A 16,216-nucleotide genomic window follows, 5' to 3' on the forward strand; every position below is an offset into this window, starting at 1 on the left:
GGCTCCGTGCAGGGTTGCGCATCCGCCCGATCTGACGAAGCCGATGCGGTAAGCCGACAGCAAGGCCCCGGCAAGGGGTGCCGAGCACCGTCCTCCCATCGACCCGATGGATGGAGGACCCGATGACCACCACCCACCCCACCAGCGCACCGACCCTGCAGCCGGCCCGGCCGGAGACCACCCGCGCCGTCCAGCCTCCCGACCCCCCGGGGCCGGGAAGCTGGGTCCTCGACCCGTCGCACGTCCCGACGCCGATCTCGGGCTTCTTCGCCGACGCCATGCCCGAGGGGTACGTCCGAGGCTGGCGGGAGTGCCTTCCTCGCTACGGGACGCTGCTGGAGGAGGTCACCCCGTTCTTCGTCGACGGGTTCGTCTATCTGCAGAACCGTCCCGTCGGCGCACCGCCCGACGCGGCCGGCCCTCCTCCGCGCGAGGTGTGGGACGCCGTCGTGTCGCAGCTGCCGGTCGTGCAGGAGCGGTTCGCCGCCGCCGAGCGGGCCCTGACCGGCAGGATCTGGCGGGCGGACCTGGCGCGCTGGGACAGCGAGATCAAGCCCGCCCGCCTCGCTCGTCAGCGGGCGCTACGGGCCGTCGATCCGCGGACGCTGGACGACGACGCCCTGGCCCGCCACATCGACGCCTGCCGGACGGCGCTCGTCGAGGGGGTCTACCAGCACCACCGCCACAACATGGCGGCGATCCTGCCGGTCGCCCTGTTCCTGCTGACCGCGTCCGGGACGACCGGGCGCAGCACGGGTGAGCTGCTGGAGCTGTTCCGGGGCAGCAGCCCGGTCAGCCAGGGATTCCCCGACGAGCGGGAGCAGCTGCGGGCCGCGCTGGCGGCCGACCCCTCCGCGTCCGCGGCCGTGCGGGACGACGGGGCCGACCCCGCAGCGGTGCTCGACCGGCTCCGCGCCGCCCCCGGCCCGGTGGGCCGGGCCGCGAGCCAGTACCTCGACCTCGTGCTGGAGACCAACGTCGACAGCGAGGACTCGGTCGGCGCCCCGGGCGGCAGCGAGGCTCCGGAGCTGGTGCTGGCCGCGATCCGCGCCGCCGTCGAGGGACGGCGCGCACCGGCCCTGGACACGGCCGGGCGCGAGGCGGAGATCCGCGCGTCCGTGCCGCCGGAGCACCGCGCCGCGTTCGACGAGGCGCTGGCGGAGGCGCGGCTGGTGTACCGGCTGCGCGACGAGCGCGCCGTCTACGGCGACAAGCTCGTCGGGCCGATCGCCCGGCGCGCCCTCCTCGAGGCCGGACGGCGGCTGGTGGCACGGGGCCGCGTGGCCGAACCCGAGAACGCCGTGGACGCCACCGCCGCGGAGATCGGGATGCTGCTGCTCGACGGCGCCGGCCCGAGCGCCCGGGAGCTGGCCGCCCGCACGGACTGGCGGCGTACCGCCACCTACCGCCAGATGCCGCCCTTCCTCGGGCCTCCGCCGGCCCCGCCGGTCCCCGCCGAGTGGCTGCCGCCCGCGGCCGCCACCGTGCACGCCGCCATGGGGCTGGCGGTGAACGCCATCCTCGAGCAGCCGGAGGCCCGGACGACGGCCACCAGCGTGCAGGGTCTGCCGGTCAGCCGTGGGACCTACGAAGGGCGCGCCGTCGTCGTGCACGACGCCGACGACCTGCGCCGGGTGCAGCCGGGGGACGTGCTCGTGGCGACCCACACCGGCCCGGCGTTCAACCTCGTCCTCCCGCTGGTCGGGGCGATCGTGACCGACCGGGGCGGCCTCCTCTCGCACGCCGCCATCGTGGCCCGCGAGTTCGGCGTGCCGGCCGTCGTCGGTTGCAGCGACGCGACGCAGGTCATCCGGGACGGGGACCGGGTGCGCGTGGACGGTGAGACCGGTGTGGTCTCCGTCCGCTGACGTCGAGACCCCGCGCGGGGGCGGCCTCCGGGTCGCTCCCCGCGCCGGGGCGGCCGGCGAGCCCGTTCCGCTGGAGGAGGCTCAGGACGCGGGCCGGTACGGCGAGAAGGCGGTCCAGCTCGGCGTCGCACGGCGCGCCGGGCTCCCCGTCCCGGCCGGGGTCGCGCTGCCGGCGTCCCTGGTCGAAGCGGTGGCCTCCGGCGACCGCTCGGCCCGGCGGCGGGTCGAGCGGGCCCGGGCCGAGCTCGGGACCGGTCCGGTGGCCGTCCGGTCGTCCGCGATCGGCGAGGACTCGACCGACGCGAGCTTCGCCGGTCAGCACGTGACCGTCCTGAACGCCGACGACGTCGTCGCCGCCGTCGAGCAGGTGGTCGCCTCCACCCGGGAAGGCGCCGTCGCGGCCTACCGCGGCCGCCTCGGGCAACCGGGGAGCAGCGGCGTGGGGGTCGTCGTGCAGCGGTTGGTGCCGGCCCGGGTGGCCGGGGTGCTGTTCACCTGCGACCCGGTGACCGGAGCCGACGAGCTCGTCGTCGAGGCGAGCTGGGCGCTCGGGGAGGCGGTGGTGGGTGGCATGGTCACCCCCGACCTGTACCGGCTCTCCCCGGACGGGGAGCTGCGCGGCACGTGGCCGGGCCGCAAGGACCGCGCGGTGGTGGCCGTCCCCGGGGGTGGCACCCGCACGGTCGCCGTCCCGACCACGGAGGCGCTGCGCCCGGCGCTCGACGCGCGAGCGTTGGACCGGCTGGCCGCGCTCGCGCGGCGGGTGCGGGAGGTGTGGTCCGGCCACAGCGACCTCGAGTGGGCCTTCTCCGCTCCGGACGACGGTCTGGCGCTGCTGCAGCGGCGCCCCGTGACCGCGGCACCGACGGTCGCCGGGCGGACGCCGTGACCGGCACGGCCTCCCGCAGCTCTCCCCGGCCCCTCGGACGCCGCGGGGGGCCGACGCGGTTGTTGCTGCCGATCTGCCTCACGACCGCCCTGGTGCCGCTGAACTCCACGATGGTGGCGGTGGCCCTGCCCGACCTCGCGCGCGACCTGCAGGCCGGGCCGGGCGGCACGCTGTCGCTGGTCATCAGCTACCTCGTCGTCACCGCGGCGGTGCAGCCGGTCGCCGGCAGCCTCGGCGACCGGTGGGGCCGACGGGCTCCCGTCCTGGGTGGTGCGGCCGCCTTCGGCCTGCTGTCGGTCGCCGCGGCCGCGGCCGCGAGCCTGCCCGTGCTGGTGCTCCTGCGCTGCCTGCAGGCGGCAGCGGGTGCCACCGCGCTCCCCAACGCCATGGCCCTCGTGCGCGAGACGCTGCCGGAGGACCAGCGGGGCCGCGCACTGGGGCAGGTGGGCGCGGCGGCCACGCTGGCCGCGGCGGCCGGCCCGCCGATCGGAGGGCTGCTCACCGCCGCGGCGGGCTGGCCACTGGTATTCCTGGTCAACGGCCCCCTGGCCCTGGCCGCGGTGCTCGCCGGTCGCCACCATCTGCCGCGCACCGCTCCCGTCCGGTCCGGTCGGTTCGACGTCGCGGGCGCCCTGCTGTTGCTCGCCGGCCTCGGTGGTGGATCGGCCCTGCTGGCGGTGCGGCCGTCGGGAACGACGCTGGTGCTGGGCGTGGTCGCGGTGGGCTCGACGTGGCTGGCAATCATCCCGCACGAACTTCGTTCGCCGCGCCCGGTGCTGGATCCGCGGCTGTTCCGGCGACGTGCCGTGTCGGCGGCCACCGTCGCGACCGCGGCCAGCAACCTGGCCCTCTACGTGCTCCTCCTGGCGATCCCCGTCCTGCTCGGCGGGGCGTACGGCGAGGCGGCTCTGGGGCTGCTGCTCCTGCCGCTCCTGGGAGCGTTCTGCCTGCTGTCCGTGGTCGGCGGTGGGCTGTCGGACCGCGTCGGCCGGCGCGCGCCCGCCGTGGCCGGCCTGACCCTCCTCTCCGCCCCGCTGCTGTGGCTGGCAGCCAACGGCGACATCCCCGGCATCCCGTTCCTGCTCGTGTCGCTGGGGCTCGCGGGCGCCGGGCTGGGGATCGCGCAGGCGCCCGTGCAGGCCGCGGCTCTCGGCGCGGTGGAGCCGGCGCGGGCCGGGATGGTCTCCGGGGTGTGGTCGACGAGTCGCTACCTCGGCAGCATCACCGGCTCCGCGGTGCTCGCGGCGCTCTGGCAGGAGCAGCCGGCCCCCCGGCCGGTGTTCCTGCTCGCCGCCCTCGGCGCCGTCCTGTCCCTGCTGGCAGCCGCCTTCCTGCCGGGCCTGCCGCGGCCCCGAACGGCTCAGCCGGCGGACAGCACCGCCCGCAGCGCCTCCGTCGACGGCGCGTCGAGCCGGCGCTGGACCTCCTGGAGCGTCGTCCGGACGACCTGGGGCGGGATCAGGAGGTCCTGGGCGATCTCCCGGAAGTCGCGTCCCTCGACGTAGAGGGAGGCCATCTTGCGCTCGCCCGCGGTGAGACGAGCCGGACTGCCGGAGAACTCGACCTCCCCGACGCCCGCGGCCGTCAGCGCGGCGGCGGCCTCGGCGCGCAGCTGCTGCGCGCCACAGTCGGAGGCGATGTCGAAGGCCTGCCGCAGGAGGGGGACGGCGTCCGCGGGTCCCGTCCGGCCCAGGGCGAAGCACGCACGGGCGAGCTCGAGCCGGGCCACCGACCCGGTGAGCACGTCGACCGCCTCCCGGAGCTCGGCGGACCCACGCGAGCCGCGCAGCTCCCCCAGCAGCCGGAGGCGCGCACCGACGGTGGACGGAGCACCCCAGCGCCGGGAGAGCACCACCTCCTCCTCGACGAGGGTGATCGCCTCGTCGCGGCGCCCGAGGCCCGCGAGGGCGCGGCCCCGCAGGGACCGCCAGGGGTTCCAGGCCGGGTTGAGCGCACGGGCGAGCGGCGCCCGGGTCTCGTCGAGGAGCAGGAGCGCCTCTCCGTGGCGCTGCTCGGCCACCAGGAGCGCCACGGTGGCCTGGTTGAAGAGCGCTGCGCCTTCGGCGGTCCCGACGCGGCGCGGCAGGCGGTCGCGGTGCGCGCGGGCGCCGGCCAGGTCGCCGCGGTCGAGCAGGATGCCGAGCAGCCAGGCGTGCCCGTACGGGACCACCATGCCGGTGTTGCCCCACCGCTCCGCCTGGTCGATGGCCGTGCCCACCGACTGCGCGGCCTCGGGCAGCTCCCCCCGCCGCCACAGGCGGTAGCCGTTCCACAGATGAGCTGCCATGGCGGTGAACATCGACCCGCGGGCGTGGGCGGCGGCGAGCGTCTCGGTCCACAGCGCTGTCGTCTCGGCCTCGCACAGGTCGAGGACGAGGACGGCGGTGGCCCGCATCAGCGCGGTGCTCGAGCGGGGCGACGGTCCCGTGCCCAGCGCGTACCGCGCCAGCCGTGTCGCCTGGTCCCGGGACCGGTTGGCCAGGAAGAGCTCCAGCGCCGACTGGGCGGCCAGGGCCCGCGCTCCGACGCCGTTGCCCGACACCATCCCGGTCACCGCACCGAACTCCGGCTGGACGTCCGCCCCGTGCAGCACGCCGGCGTACCGGTCCAGCGCGAGCAGCCCCTGCCGCAGATCGTCGGCCTCGTCGTCGGCCAGCTCCCACGTCGGGAGCTCGGCGGTGACCCGGCGGGCGAAGTCGCTCGCCTCCCCCGGATGCCCCGTGAAGACGAGGTTGCGCGCCAGTGCCAGGGAGAGGTCGGCCCGCTGCCGCGGGTCCGGCGTGGTCTCGTAGGCCTCCCGCAGGTGGGCCCGCGCGGCAGGGCCGTCGATGAAGTCCTCCAACCGCCCGAGGTCGGCGAGCACGGTGGGGCGCTCCGACGGCGCCGGCGGTTCGGACAGCGCTCGCTGCAGGTAGGAGATCGCGCTCTCCGCGGCACCGCGCTCCCGTGCCGTGGCCGCGGCGCGGCGCAGCTGCGCGACGGTCCAGGCATCGCCCCGGGCCGGCACCTGCAACAGGTGTGCCGCGATGCGCTCCGGTGGAGACCCCGCCGCGCCGAGCAGCCGGGCCGCCCGTTCGTGCTGCACGGCGCGCTCCCCCGCCGGGACGTCGGCGTGGACGGCCTCGTGCACCAGCGGATGGACGAAACCGAGCGGATAGGCGTCCCGCAGGATCTCCGCCCGTGCCAGCGCCGTTCCGGCACGGACGACGTCGTCCTCGGGCAGCCCGGCCAGCGCGGCGACCTGGGGCAGCTCGGCGCCGTCCCCCAGGACGGCGACCGCCGCGACCACCGCGCGGCAGGCCACGGGCAGCCGCGCCAGTCGCGGCAGCACCATGCTGGACACCGCCCGCGAGCCGGCGACCGCCACCGCGCCGGCGGAGGCGGCGTCCGGCGTCACGCCCTCGGCCTCCAGCACGTGCAGGAGCTGCCGCACGAGCAGCGGATTGCCGGACGTCACGCGATGGCAGGCGGCGGCGAAGGTGGCATCGCACTCCCCGCCCAGCCGTTCCCGCACCAGGGCCGTCACCCCCTCGGGACTGAGCGGTCCGGGCCGGATCCGGACGACGGCGGCGTCGTCGGTGAGCTCGTGCAGCAGGTCCGGCTCGGGATGCGGCTCACCGGTGCGCACAGCGGCGGCGAGGACGACGGCGACGCCCTCCAGCCGGCGTGCCAGGAACGCCAGGAACCGCAGCGATCCGGAGTCGGCCCACTGCAGGTCGTCGATCAGCAGGACGAGCGGACGGTCGGCGCCGAGGTTGACGGTGAGCCAGTACAGGCCGTTCAGCACCGCGAACAGGCCCTGGTCCGGCCCGCTCCGCACCGCGTCGTCGAAGACCGCGCGCGCGGGAGCTGCCGCGCCGGAGAGCCCGCGTTCTCGTGTCGAGACATCGGCGAGCACGGGCTCGAACAGCTGGCGCACCACGCCGAAGGCGTACTCCCGCTCGAGTCGGCTGCCGCGAGCGGACAGCGTGCGCGCACCGCCCTCCTCGGCCATCCGCCGGAACTCCGCGAGCAGCCGGCTCTTGCCGATCCCCGCGGGGCCCTCCATGAGCAGCACCGGACCGGCACCGGACCCGGCGACGAGCGCGCGGCCGAGGGCCTGCAGCTCCCCCTCCCGGTCGACCAGGGGCTCGCCCTGCGCCACCGCTGGGCCCGGTTGCGGCCCGGGGATCCCCGCCCCGGCCCGGCGAGGAGGGTCCAGCGACGGCGCCTGGGCCAGGACGTCGGTCTCCAGCGCCCGGAGGGCTGGTCCCGGGTCGACACCCAGGTCCTCGGCCAGCACCGTCCGGGCCCGGCGCAGCGCGCCGAGTGCATCGGCCTGGCGTCCTGCGCGGTAGAGCGCCAGGACGAGCAACCGCCACCGTTCCTCCCGCAGCGGCGCCGCGTCGACGAGTGCCTCCAGATCGGGCACCAGGACGGCGCTCTCCCCCGCCTCGAGCCGCGCCGCCATGAGCAGCTCACGCGCCACCTCGCGCAACTCCTCCAGCCGGCCGGCGGCCGGCTGGGCCCATGGCTCCTCGGCGTACTCGGCGTAGGCCGGGCCGCGCCACAGCCCGAGGGCCTGCTCGAGCAGGGTCACCGCCCGCGCCGGCTCCGCGGACCTGGCCGCGGCGACCAGCCGCTCGAAACGCCACGCGTCCACCGCGTCCGGTGGCGCGCGGAAGGCATATCCGGACGCCTCGCTCACCACCACGCCGTCCCGGTTCCCTCGGCCTCGCCCGGGATCGAGGGACCGGCGCAGGTGGGACACCGCGGCGTGCAGCGAGCTCATCTTGGTTTCTGGCTCGCTCCCCCACAGCGCCTGGACGAGGGCCTCCGCGGAGACCACCTCGCCGCGAGCCATGATCAGCAGGGCGAGCACCGCCCGCCGTCGAGGGCCGCCCAGGTCCAGGAGCCGCCCGGACCGGGAGGCGGTCAGCTCACCGAGGACGCCGACCGACAGCCCGGCGCCGGCGGGCCCTGCGGACCGATGCGGTGCCGACATCGACGTTCCCTCCCGGCGGCAGCATCGCCCTTCTCCCGGTCCCCGGGAAGGCACCCGCGCACCACCTCGCTGCCCCTCCGGATCAGGCCGATCCGGCGGGCACGCGAGGGCCGTGCCCCGCGCGGTAGGGCGCCAGCACCTGGCGCAGGTGGTGTCCGACGCGCTCGGCCGGCTGCCCGTCGGGGGTCATGCCCCAGGTGACGAGGGAGCCGTTGTAGACGACGTGCACCAGCTGCGCCACGGCGTCGACGTCGGCGTCGAGTTCGCCCCGGTCCGCCGCGGCGGCGAGCACGTCCCGGATGGCGGCGGTGACCCCGGCGCCGTACCGGCGCGTGATGGCCTGGAACTCCGGGTCGGCGAGGTCCTTGAGCAGGAACGCCAGATGGTTGGCGAACCGCGCGGGGCTGTCGATCTGCGACGCCGTCTCGACGAGGGCTGCGACGAGGGAGTCCAGCAGGCTGCCCGGGGCGGATGCCGCCGTCCGCAGCCGGGCGGGAACGGCGTCGACGTCGTGTCCCGCGAGCGCGAGCAGCAGTCCACGCCGTGAGCCGAAACGCTGGAGCAGCGTGGCGGGGGCCAGTCCCACCCTGCGGCCGACGTCCCCCAGGGTCAGCCGGTCGGGCCCGATCTCGCCGATGACCACGGCCGCGGCGGCCAGGATGTCGCCGTCGCTGACGGTCCTCGGGCGGGGCATGCCGGAAGCGTAGGCGCCCCTCTTGCGTTTGTAAACGAACAGCCGTTTACTTACCTGCAGGAGGTGCCAGATGGACACGATGCTGAACCCACCCCTCGCCGGTCAGGTCGCCGTCGTCGCCGGCGGCACGCGGGGCGCCGGCCGAGGAATCGCCGTCGAGCTGGGCGCGGCCGGCGCCACCGTCTACGTCACCGGCCGCAGCACCCGGCACGGGCGCTCCCCCATGAACCGCCCCGAGACCATCGAGGGGACCGCCGAGCGGGTCACCGCGGCGGGCGGCAAGGGGATCGCGCTGCGGGTGGACCACTCCCGGTCCGAGGACGTCGCCGCGCTGGCCGACCGGGTGCGGCGGGACCACGGCCGGCTCGACGTGCTGGTCAACGACGTGTGGGGCGGCGATCCGCTGACCGAGTGGGACACGCCGTTCTGGCGCCTGGACGTGGCCAAGGTTCAGCAGCTGTGGCAGCAGGCGGTCGTCACCCACCTGCTCACCAGCCAGCACCTCGTGCCGCTGATGCTGGACCACCACCGCGGCCTCGTCGTCGAGATCACCGACGGGACCGGCGAGGACTACCGCGGCAGCCTGGGCTACGACCTCGTCAAGACCGCGGTCAACCGGCTCGCCTTCGCCATGGCGGAGGAGCTCCGTCCGCACGGGGTGACGGCGCTGGCGGTCACGCCCGGCTTCCTGCGCTCGGAGGCCATGCTCGAGATCTTCGGGGTCACCGAGGCCAACTGGCGCGACGGCGTGAGGCGGGATCCGCACTTCGCCGCCTCCGAGACCCCGCACTTCGTCGGCCGGGCGGTCGCCGCCCTGGCCGCCGATCCCGCCATCGCGGCCCGCGCCGGGCTCGTCCACACCAGCTGGGACCTGGGCGAGGAGTACGGCCTGACCGACGTCGACGGCCGCCGGCCGCACTGGGGCCGGCACATCGCAGCATCCGCCTCGTGAGCACAGAAGGAGCCCGCCATGAACATCCCCCGCACCCGCCGCGGCGACGTCCTCGCCCTGGCGCTGCTCTGCACCGCGCAGTTCATGCTCATCCTGGACGTCGTCGTGGTGAACGTCGCCGTCCCTTCCATCCGGGCGGACCTGCAGGTGCCCGACGGCGCCCTCCAGTTCGTCGCGGTCGCCTACACGGTCGCTTTCGGCAGCCTGCTCGTGGCCTTCGGTCGCGCCGGTGACCTCTACGGACGCCGCCGGATCTTCCTCGCCGGGCTCACCGTGTTCACCCTCGCGTCCCTGGCGGCGGGCCTCGCGCAGACCGGCTGGCAGCTCATCGCGTCCCGGGCCGTGCAGGGCGTCGGCGCCGCGATGATCTCGCCCACCGCGCTGGCCCTGCTCACCACGCGCTTCGAGGAGGGCCCCGCGCGCAACCGGGCCCTCAGCCTGTGGGGCGCGGTCGGCGCCGGTGGTGCCATCGCCGGCCAGCTGGTCGGCGGGGTCCTGACCGAGGTCGCCGGCTGGCGGTCGGTCTTCCTCATCAACGTGCCGGTGGGCGCGCTGGCGATCGTCGCGGCGACGGCACTGCTGTCCGAGCACCGGGAACGCGCCGGGACGCGGCTCGACGGGGTGGCGGCGGCGCTGCTGTCGGGAGGTCTCGTCCCCGCGGTGCTCGCGGTGACCTGGCTGCCGCAGCACGGGCTCACGTCCGCGGTCGTCGTCGCCCTGTCCTCCGCCGCGCTGCTGCTGGCCGGGTTCGCCGTCCGGCAGCGGCGCAGCAGCGCGCCGTTGATCGACCTCGCGCTGCTGCGGCGGGCAGGCGTCCGTACCGGCATCGCGACGCTGGCACTGAGCTCGGCGGCCCTCACCGCCGGCTTGTTCTTCACCTCGCTGTACCTGCAGGTGGTCGTCGGCCACGGAGCGCTGGCGGTCGGGCTGGCCTTCGCCCCCCTGACCGTCCTCATCCTGCTGATCACGCCGTTCTCGGGGAACATCGTGACCCGGGTCGGCGCCCGTCCGCCGCTCGTCGCCGGCATGGCACTGATGGCGGTCGGCATGCTGTGGCTGAGCCGCGTGCCGCACGACGGCGGCTACTGGGCCGACGTCCTTCCCGGTCTGCTGGCGATGGCGGTCGGCAGCGGGATCAGCTACGCGCCGATGTTCATCGCCGCGACCACCGGCGTCCCTCCGGAGGAGCAGGGCCTCACCTCGGGACTGCTCAACACCTCCCAGGAGCTGGGACCGGCGATCGGCCTCGCCGCGCTCGCCGGCGTCGCGGCCGCCGTCACCGCCGTGCCCACGGCGGCGGGCCTGGCGTCCGGTTACCGGGCGGGATTCCTCGGCGCCGCCGTCCTCGTCCTGGCGGCGACCGTCGCGGCCGCCCGCATGCCCCGGGACATCGGTCGGGCGACTCCGACCGCGGAGGCGGCACCGACCCCCGTTGCCGGAGCGGCGTAGTCCCAGGAAGCCCGGCTCACCGCCGCAGGTCGGCGCCCCGGCGGAACGACTCCCCGCACCGCCCCGGCACCGACCTCTCGGCTGTCAGCGCGATCCACGGCGCCGAGCCGGCGCTTCCATCCGGTCGCCGAGACGTGGCGGCGTGGGCTGGAGATCAGTGCGCACCCGAAGCCGGGGCCGACGGCGGCGGGCCAGGCACCGCTCGAAGCTCGCCCCGAACGCCCCGGTGTCCTGGTTCCACCGCCCGCGCGGACAAGGCGGCCGATGCGTGCCTGCGATCGCCACCCGCTGGTACCCCGTCCGCGAGGACACTCAGCGCTCAGCGACCGCGGGCCGGCTCGAGACCAGGCCGCGAACCTCGCGCAGCGCCACGGAGAGCGTTGCCAGGTCCGCGCGGTTGTCGGCGGCGATGTCGCGGAGGACACCGAGACACCGGCCGACCGCCGATCGGTTGTGAGCCAGGCCGCGCTGGATCAGCTCGTCGCTGTCCCGCGCCGGGCCACCCACCCGCAGCACCTCAGCGGTCAGCGAGGCCCGGACGGCGTAGAGGTCGTCACGGAGCGCGGCGCGGGCCAGCGCCTGCCACCGGTCGTCGCGGGGCAGCCGCTGGATGCGCTCGCGCAGCCAGTCGAGCTTCAGGTGCCGATCGAGGGCGAAGTAGACCCCTGCCACCTCCTGCAGGTCGCGGCCGGTCGCGGACGCCACGTCGATGACGTCCAGCGCGGAGAAGAGCGCCGGCAGGGCGACCACCCGCCTGGCGAGCGCCTCGGGAACCCCGTCCGCAGTGAGACGGGCGATCGCGGCGCCGAATGCCTCGCCCGCTTCCTCCGAACCGGCGAGCAGGCGCGGTATCTCGTCGGCGAGCACCGGAACGGCCGGCCGGAAGTGCTCGACCGTGCCGCGGATGTCCAGCGGCTGGCGGCGATTCCGGAGCAGCCAGCGGCTCGCGCGCTCGGCCAGCGTCCGCACCTCGAGCAGGAGCCGGATCCGGGCCTCCGTCGAGACGTCGGCCAACGACTCGATCTCGGCCTGCAGTTCCGCCAGCCCGAAGATCTCCCAGCTGGCGATGTGCGCGCGGGCGATGTGCGGGACCGGGAGGCCGACCTCCTCCGACAGGCGGAACGCGAACGTGATGCCGGCGCGGTTGACCATCCCGTTCGACACGCAGGTCGCGATGATCTCGCGGCGGAGCGGGTGGTCCGGCAGCCGGTCGGCGTACCGGTACCGGACGGCGGTCGGGAAGTAGTTGAGCAGCTCGGCGGACAGGAACGCGTCGTCGGGAAGCTCGGAGGCGAGCAGCTCGTCGTAGATCCATGTCTTCGAGTAGGCCAGCAGGACCGCGAACTCGGGCATGACGAGCCCGGTCCCGGCCGCGCCGCGCTCGGCCAGTTCGTCGTCCGTCGGGAGGAACTCCAGCGCCCGGTCGAGCCGCCCGGTGCGCTCCAGCGCGTTCAAGTAGCGCATGTGCACGTCCAGCAGGGCGCGCGCCTGCGCCTGCGCGTTGTACAGGGCGCGGGTCTGCGCGGCGTTGTCGGAGAGCACCAGCTCGGCCACCTCGTCGGTCATCTCGGCGAGGAGCGCGTCCCGTTGCTTGCCCGTGAGGTCGCCGTCGGCGACGACGCGATCGAGAAGGATCTTGATGTTGACCTCGTGGTCGGAGCAGTCCACCCCGGCGGAGTTGTCGATGGCGTCGGTGTTGACGCGCCCGCCGCGCAGCGCGAACTCGACCCGGCCGCGCTGCGTGAGGCCGAGGTTGCCGCCCTCTCCGACGACACGGCAGCGCAGTCGGCCGGCGTCGATGCGCACCTGGTCGTTGCGCTTGTCCCCCACCGCGGCGTGGGTCTCCGGCGAGGCCTTGACATAGGTGCCGATACCGCCGTTCCACAGCAGGTCGACCGGCGCGCCGAGGATGGCGCGGATCAGCTCGTCCGGCGTGAGCTCCTCCTCCGGGACGTCCAGCCGGGACCGGACCTGCGGCGAGAGCGGGACCGTCTTCGCCGTCCGTGGGAAGACGCCGCCGCCGGCCGAGATCAGCGATCGGTCGTAGTCGGCCCAGCTGGAACCGGGGAGGTGGAACAGCCGGGCGCGCTCCTCGAAGCCGGCCTCCGCGTCGGGATCGGGGTCGAGGAAGACGTGCCGGTGGTCGAAGGCCGCCACCAGACGGATGTGCCGCGACAGCAGCATCCCGTTGCCGAAGACGTCTCCGGACATGTCCCCGATGCCGACGACCGTGACGTCGTCTCTCTGCACGTCGACGCCGAGGTCGTTGAAGTGGCGCTGGACGGAGATCCACGCGCCGCGCGCCGTGATGCCCATCGCCTTGTGGTCGTAGCCGGACGAGCCACCGGAGGCGAAGGCGTCGCCCAGCCAGAACCCGTACTCCTGCGAGATGGCGTTGGCGATGTCGGAGAAGGTGGCGGTGCCCTTGTCGGCCGCCACGACGAGGTACGCGTCGTCCGTGTCGTAGCGCACGAGGCGGTGGGGAGGGACGACCTCGCCGGCAACGAGGTTGTCCGTCACGTCGAGCAGTCCACGGACGAACGCCGAGTAGCAGGCGATGACCTCGCCCGGCAGGGCGTCCCGGTCCTTGGGCGGGTTCTTGACGACGAAGCCGCCCTTGGCACCGACCGGCACGATGACGGCGTTCTTCACCGTCTGCGCCTTCATCAGCCCCAGCACCTCGGTCCGGAAGTCCTCCGGTCGGTCGGACCAGCGCAGGCCGCCGCGGGCGACCGACCCGCCCCGCAGGTGCACGCCCTCCACCCGCGGTGAGTAGACGAAGATCTCGAACACCGGCCGTGGGAGGGGCAGGTCGGGGATCTGCCCCGAGGCTAGCTTGATCGCCAGCCATGGCTTGGCCTCGCCGTCCGGCCCCACCTGGAAGTAGTTGGTCCGCAGCGTCGCCTCCACGACGCGGAGCAGGGCGCGCAGGACCCGGTCCTCGTTGAGGCTGGTGACGGCGTCGAGGCCGCCCTCGAAGTCGTGGACCAGGTGCTTGGCGACCAGGTCGCGGTCCGCCGGGCCATCGGGATCCAGCCGGACCTGGAAGAGCTCGAAGAGCCCGCGGGCCAGCCCCGGATTGTTGGCGAGGGTCGCGACGGTGTAGTCCAGGGCGAAGACCGCGCCGACCTGCCTGAGGTACTTGGCGTACGCACGGACGACGGCCACCTCCCGCCCCCGCAGCCCCGCGCGGAGCACGAGCCGGTTCAGCCCGTCGTTCTCGAGGTCGCCGCGCCACACCATCGCGAAGGCCTCCTGGAAGCGCTCGCGCATCCCCTCGGCGTCGAGATGGGTCTGCTCGTGGCGCAGCCCGAAGTCGTAGATCCACACCGGATCGACGCCGGCCGGACGCACCTCGTACGGGCGCTCGTCGACGACGTGCACGCCCATGTTCTCCAGCAGCGGCAGGATGTCGGACAGGGTGACGGACTCGCCGTGACGGAACAGCTTGAACCGCAGCGTGCCCGGCGCGGCCTCCAACGGTCGGTACAGGTGCATCGCGAGGTCGTCGCCCCCGCCGATCCCCTCCATCCGCCCGATGTCGACGACCGCCGCGGCAGCGGAGGTGTCGTGCTGGTAGGCCGCGGGGAACGCGTCGGCGTAGCGGTCGTGCAGGGCGACCCCGCGCTCCTCCCCGAGCTGGTCGACGAGCGCCTCGTACAGGTCGTCGGTCCATGAGCGCATCGCCGCGACCAGCCGGGCCTCGACCTCGGCCACGTCGTACTCCGGGACCGCGCCGGGTTCGGTGTGGATCGTGATGTGCAGCCGGGCCAGCACCGATTCGCTCACCTGCGTGGCGTACTGCGTGCTCGTGCCGTGGAAGGCCGACCGCAGGATGCCCTCGATGCGGATGCGCAGGGCCGTGGTGAGCCGGTCGCGCGGCAGGTACACCAGGCAGGACATGAATCGGCCGAACATGTCGCGACGCACGAGCAGGCGCAGCCGCTGACGATCCTGGATGTCGAGGATGGCCGTGGCCGCCTCGTACAGCTCCTCGGCGCCGATCTGGAACAACTCCTCGCGGGGGTAGTTCTCGAGGATGTTCAGCAGCATCCGCCCGTCGTAGCCGTCGAGGGGGTAGCCGGCCCGATCGAGCACCGCCTGCACCTTGCGGCGGAGGACGGGGATCTCCCGCGGCGACTGCCGGTAGACCGCGCTCGCCATGAGGCCGAGGAACCGCAGTTCCCCCACCGCGTCGCCCTCGGGGCCCAGCCGCTTGACGCCGACGTAGTCGAGGTAGTTGGGCTTGTGGACGGTCGACCGCGAGTTCGCCTTGGTGAGGTTGAGCAGCCCCGGCTCGCGGGCCTTCTGCCGCACCTCGGGCGGCAGCTTCGCGAAGCTGTGCGAGACCGGGCGCCCCCGGCTGTCGCGCAGCAGCCCCAAGCCTGTCCCCGGGACGGCGGACAGCGTGTCCTCGCCGTCCTCGGTGCCGAGCTCGTACTCGCGGTAGCCGAGGAACGTGAAGTGGTCGTCGGCGAGCCATCGCAGGAGGGCGGCCGCCTCCTTCCGGTCCTGCTCGTCGATCGGTGACGTCTCGGTGTCGACGGTGTCGGCGACGGCCAGCGCCCGCTCCCGCATCGCCGACCAGTCCTCCACCGCGGCTCGGACGTCCCCGAGGACGCGGAGGAGATCGCGGGCCAGTTCCTCGAGTACCGCGGGGCCGGTCTGCCGGTCGACCTCGAGGTGGACGAACGACTCGGGCGTCGTCCCCGACGTCGGGTCGTTCGGGTCGAGGATGTCGATGATCCGCCCCGAGTCACGCCGTACCGACACGACCGGGCGCACGGTGAGGTGCAGCCCGAGGCCGTGCCGGATGACCTCCATCGTCACCGAGTCGACGACGAACGGCATGTCGTCCGTCACGATGTCGACGACGGTGTGCGGCGAGCCGAAGCCGTGCGCCTCGAAGTCCGGGGAGTAGACCCTCACCGCAGGCTCACCCGGCGGCCGGTCGAGGGCCAGGGTGAGGTGCGCCATCGCGGCGCCATAAAGGTCGTGCACGTGACGAGCCGCGAGGTCCTCGCGGGCGACGTGTCGGTAGTACTGCCCGATGAAGGTCTGGAACAGCCGCTGCCGCTCCGGGGTCAACCGCTCCTGCGCGTACCTGCGGACCTCGTCGATCATCTCGGCCCGGTCGCGGGACGGGATGGTGGGCATGGCGACCCCCTTTGCCACAGCCAGCGTGCTCCTCCCGGAGTCCCGCGCCAAGGTCGGTGGCGCCGCGGGTCCCGGCATCTGTGCACGGGCCGCCGGGCAGCCCGACCGGCCGCCGAGCTACCAAGAGGAGTCAGCGGCCGGGTCGGATCTGCGCGGACACAGGATCGGCTGCGTCTTCTGCTCGGCCCCCGACCCAGTCAGGACGGCGCCCGGCGACGCGTAG

The 16,216-nt window shown here is 74.6% G+C and carries 7 protein-coding genes and 1 pseudogene; 5 read left to right on the forward strand and 3 right to left on the reverse strand.

The window, feature by feature from the left end; genetic code table 11:
- Nucleotides 1–122: 122 nt before the first annotated feature.
- The 3 genes from ACFSHS_RS07560 to ACFSHS_RS07570 are packed head-to-tail and all read left to right on the forward strand — an operon-like array spanning nucleotide 123 to nucleotide 4,262.
- Complete coding sequence (locus tag ACFSHS_RS07560; protein WP_376873711.1) at nucleotides 123–1,868, forward strand: PEP-utilizing enzyme; 1,746 nt, start codon at nucleotides 123–125, stop codon at nucleotides 1,866–1,868.
- On the forward strand, nucleotides 1,849–2,757 hold the full coding sequence (locus ACFSHS_RS07565; RefSeq protein WP_376873713.1) for a PEP/pyruvate-binding domain-containing protein: 909 nt from the start codon (nucleotides 1,849–1,851) through the stop codon (nucleotides 2,755–2,757). Before ACFSHS_RS07560 ends, ACFSHS_RS07565 begins: the two co-directional genes overlap by 20 nt.
- Nucleotides 2,754–4,262: an MFS transporter gene (locus tag ACFSHS_RS07570; RefSeq protein ID WP_376873715.1), complete on the forward strand. Its 1,509-nt coding sequence runs from the start codon at nucleotides 2,754–2,756 to the stop codon at nucleotides 4,260–4,262. Before ACFSHS_RS07565 ends, ACFSHS_RS07570 begins: the two co-directional genes overlap by 4 nt.
- Before the next feature lie 2,159 nt (nucleotides 4,263–6,421).
- Here ACFSHS_RS07570 and ACFSHS_RS07575 read toward each other — a convergent pair.
- Together ACFSHS_RS07575 and ACFSHS_RS07580 are read right to left on the reverse strand one after the other, a co-directional pair.
- A pseudogene (locus ACFSHS_RS07575) lies at nucleotides 6,422–7,741 on the reverse strand (BTAD domain-containing putative transcriptional regulator); the annotation flags it as partial.
- An 82-nt stretch (nucleotides 7,742–7,823) separates the two neighbouring features.
- Nucleotides 7,824–8,435: a TetR family transcriptional regulator gene (locus ACFSHS_RS07580; RefSeq protein WP_376873717.1), complete on the reverse strand. Its 612-nt coding sequence runs from the start codon at nucleotides 8,433–8,435 to the stop codon at nucleotides 7,824–7,826.
- Between the two features lie 70 nt (nucleotides 8,436–8,505).
- Here ACFSHS_RS07580 and ACFSHS_RS07585 point away from each other — a divergent pair, with 70 nt between their 5' ends.
- A complete protein-coding gene (locus ACFSHS_RS07585) occupies nucleotides 8,506–9,387 on the forward strand; it encodes an SDR family oxidoreductase (RefSeq protein WP_376873719.1) in 882 nt (293 codons plus the stop codon).
- Between the two features lie 18 nt (nucleotides 9,388–9,405).
- A complete protein-coding gene (locus tag ACFSHS_RS07590; RefSeq protein ID WP_376873721.1) occupies nucleotides 9,406–10,836 on the forward strand; it encodes an MFS transporter in 1,431 nt (476 codons plus the stop codon).
- 312 nt (nucleotides 10,837–11,148) lie between these two features.
- Here ACFSHS_RS07590 and ACFSHS_RS07595 read toward each other — a convergent pair whose 3' ends face one another.
- Entirely contained in the window at nucleotides 11,149–15,993 is a 4,845-nt protein-coding gene (locus tag ACFSHS_RS07595) for an NAD-glutamate dehydrogenase (RefSeq protein WP_376873723.1), read from the reverse strand.
- Nucleotides 15,994–16,216 lie beyond the last annotated feature (223 nt).

This window comes from Blastococcus deserti, assembly GCF_042682525.1.
Taxonomy (GTDB): Bacteria; Actinomycetota; Actinomycetes; order Mycobacteriales; family Geodermatophilaceae; genus Blastococcus_B; species Blastococcus_B deserti.

Excerpts from the sequence above, each read along its gene's own strand:
- ACFSHS_RS07585 (WP_376873719.1), top strand. The coding sequence starts at position 8,506 with ATGGACACGATGCTGAACCCACCCCTCGCCGGTCAGGTCGCCGTCGTC.
- ACFSHS_RS07580 (WP_376873717.1), bottom strand. The coding sequence starts at position 8,435 with ATGCCCCGCCCGAGGACCGTCAGCGACGGCGACATCCTGGCCGCCGCG.
- ACFSHS_RS07590 (WP_376873721.1), top strand. The coding sequence starts at position 9,406 with ATGAACATCCCCCGCACCCGCCGCGGCGACGTCCTCGCCCTGGCGCTG.
- ACFSHS_RS07595 (WP_376873723.1), bottom strand. The coding sequence starts at position 15,993 with ATGCCCACCATCCCGTCCCGCGACCGGGCCGAGATGATCGACGAGGTC.
- ACFSHS_RS07560 (WP_376873711.1), top strand. The coding sequence starts at position 123 with ATGACCACCACCCACCCCACCAGCGCACCGACCCTGCAGCCGGCCCGG.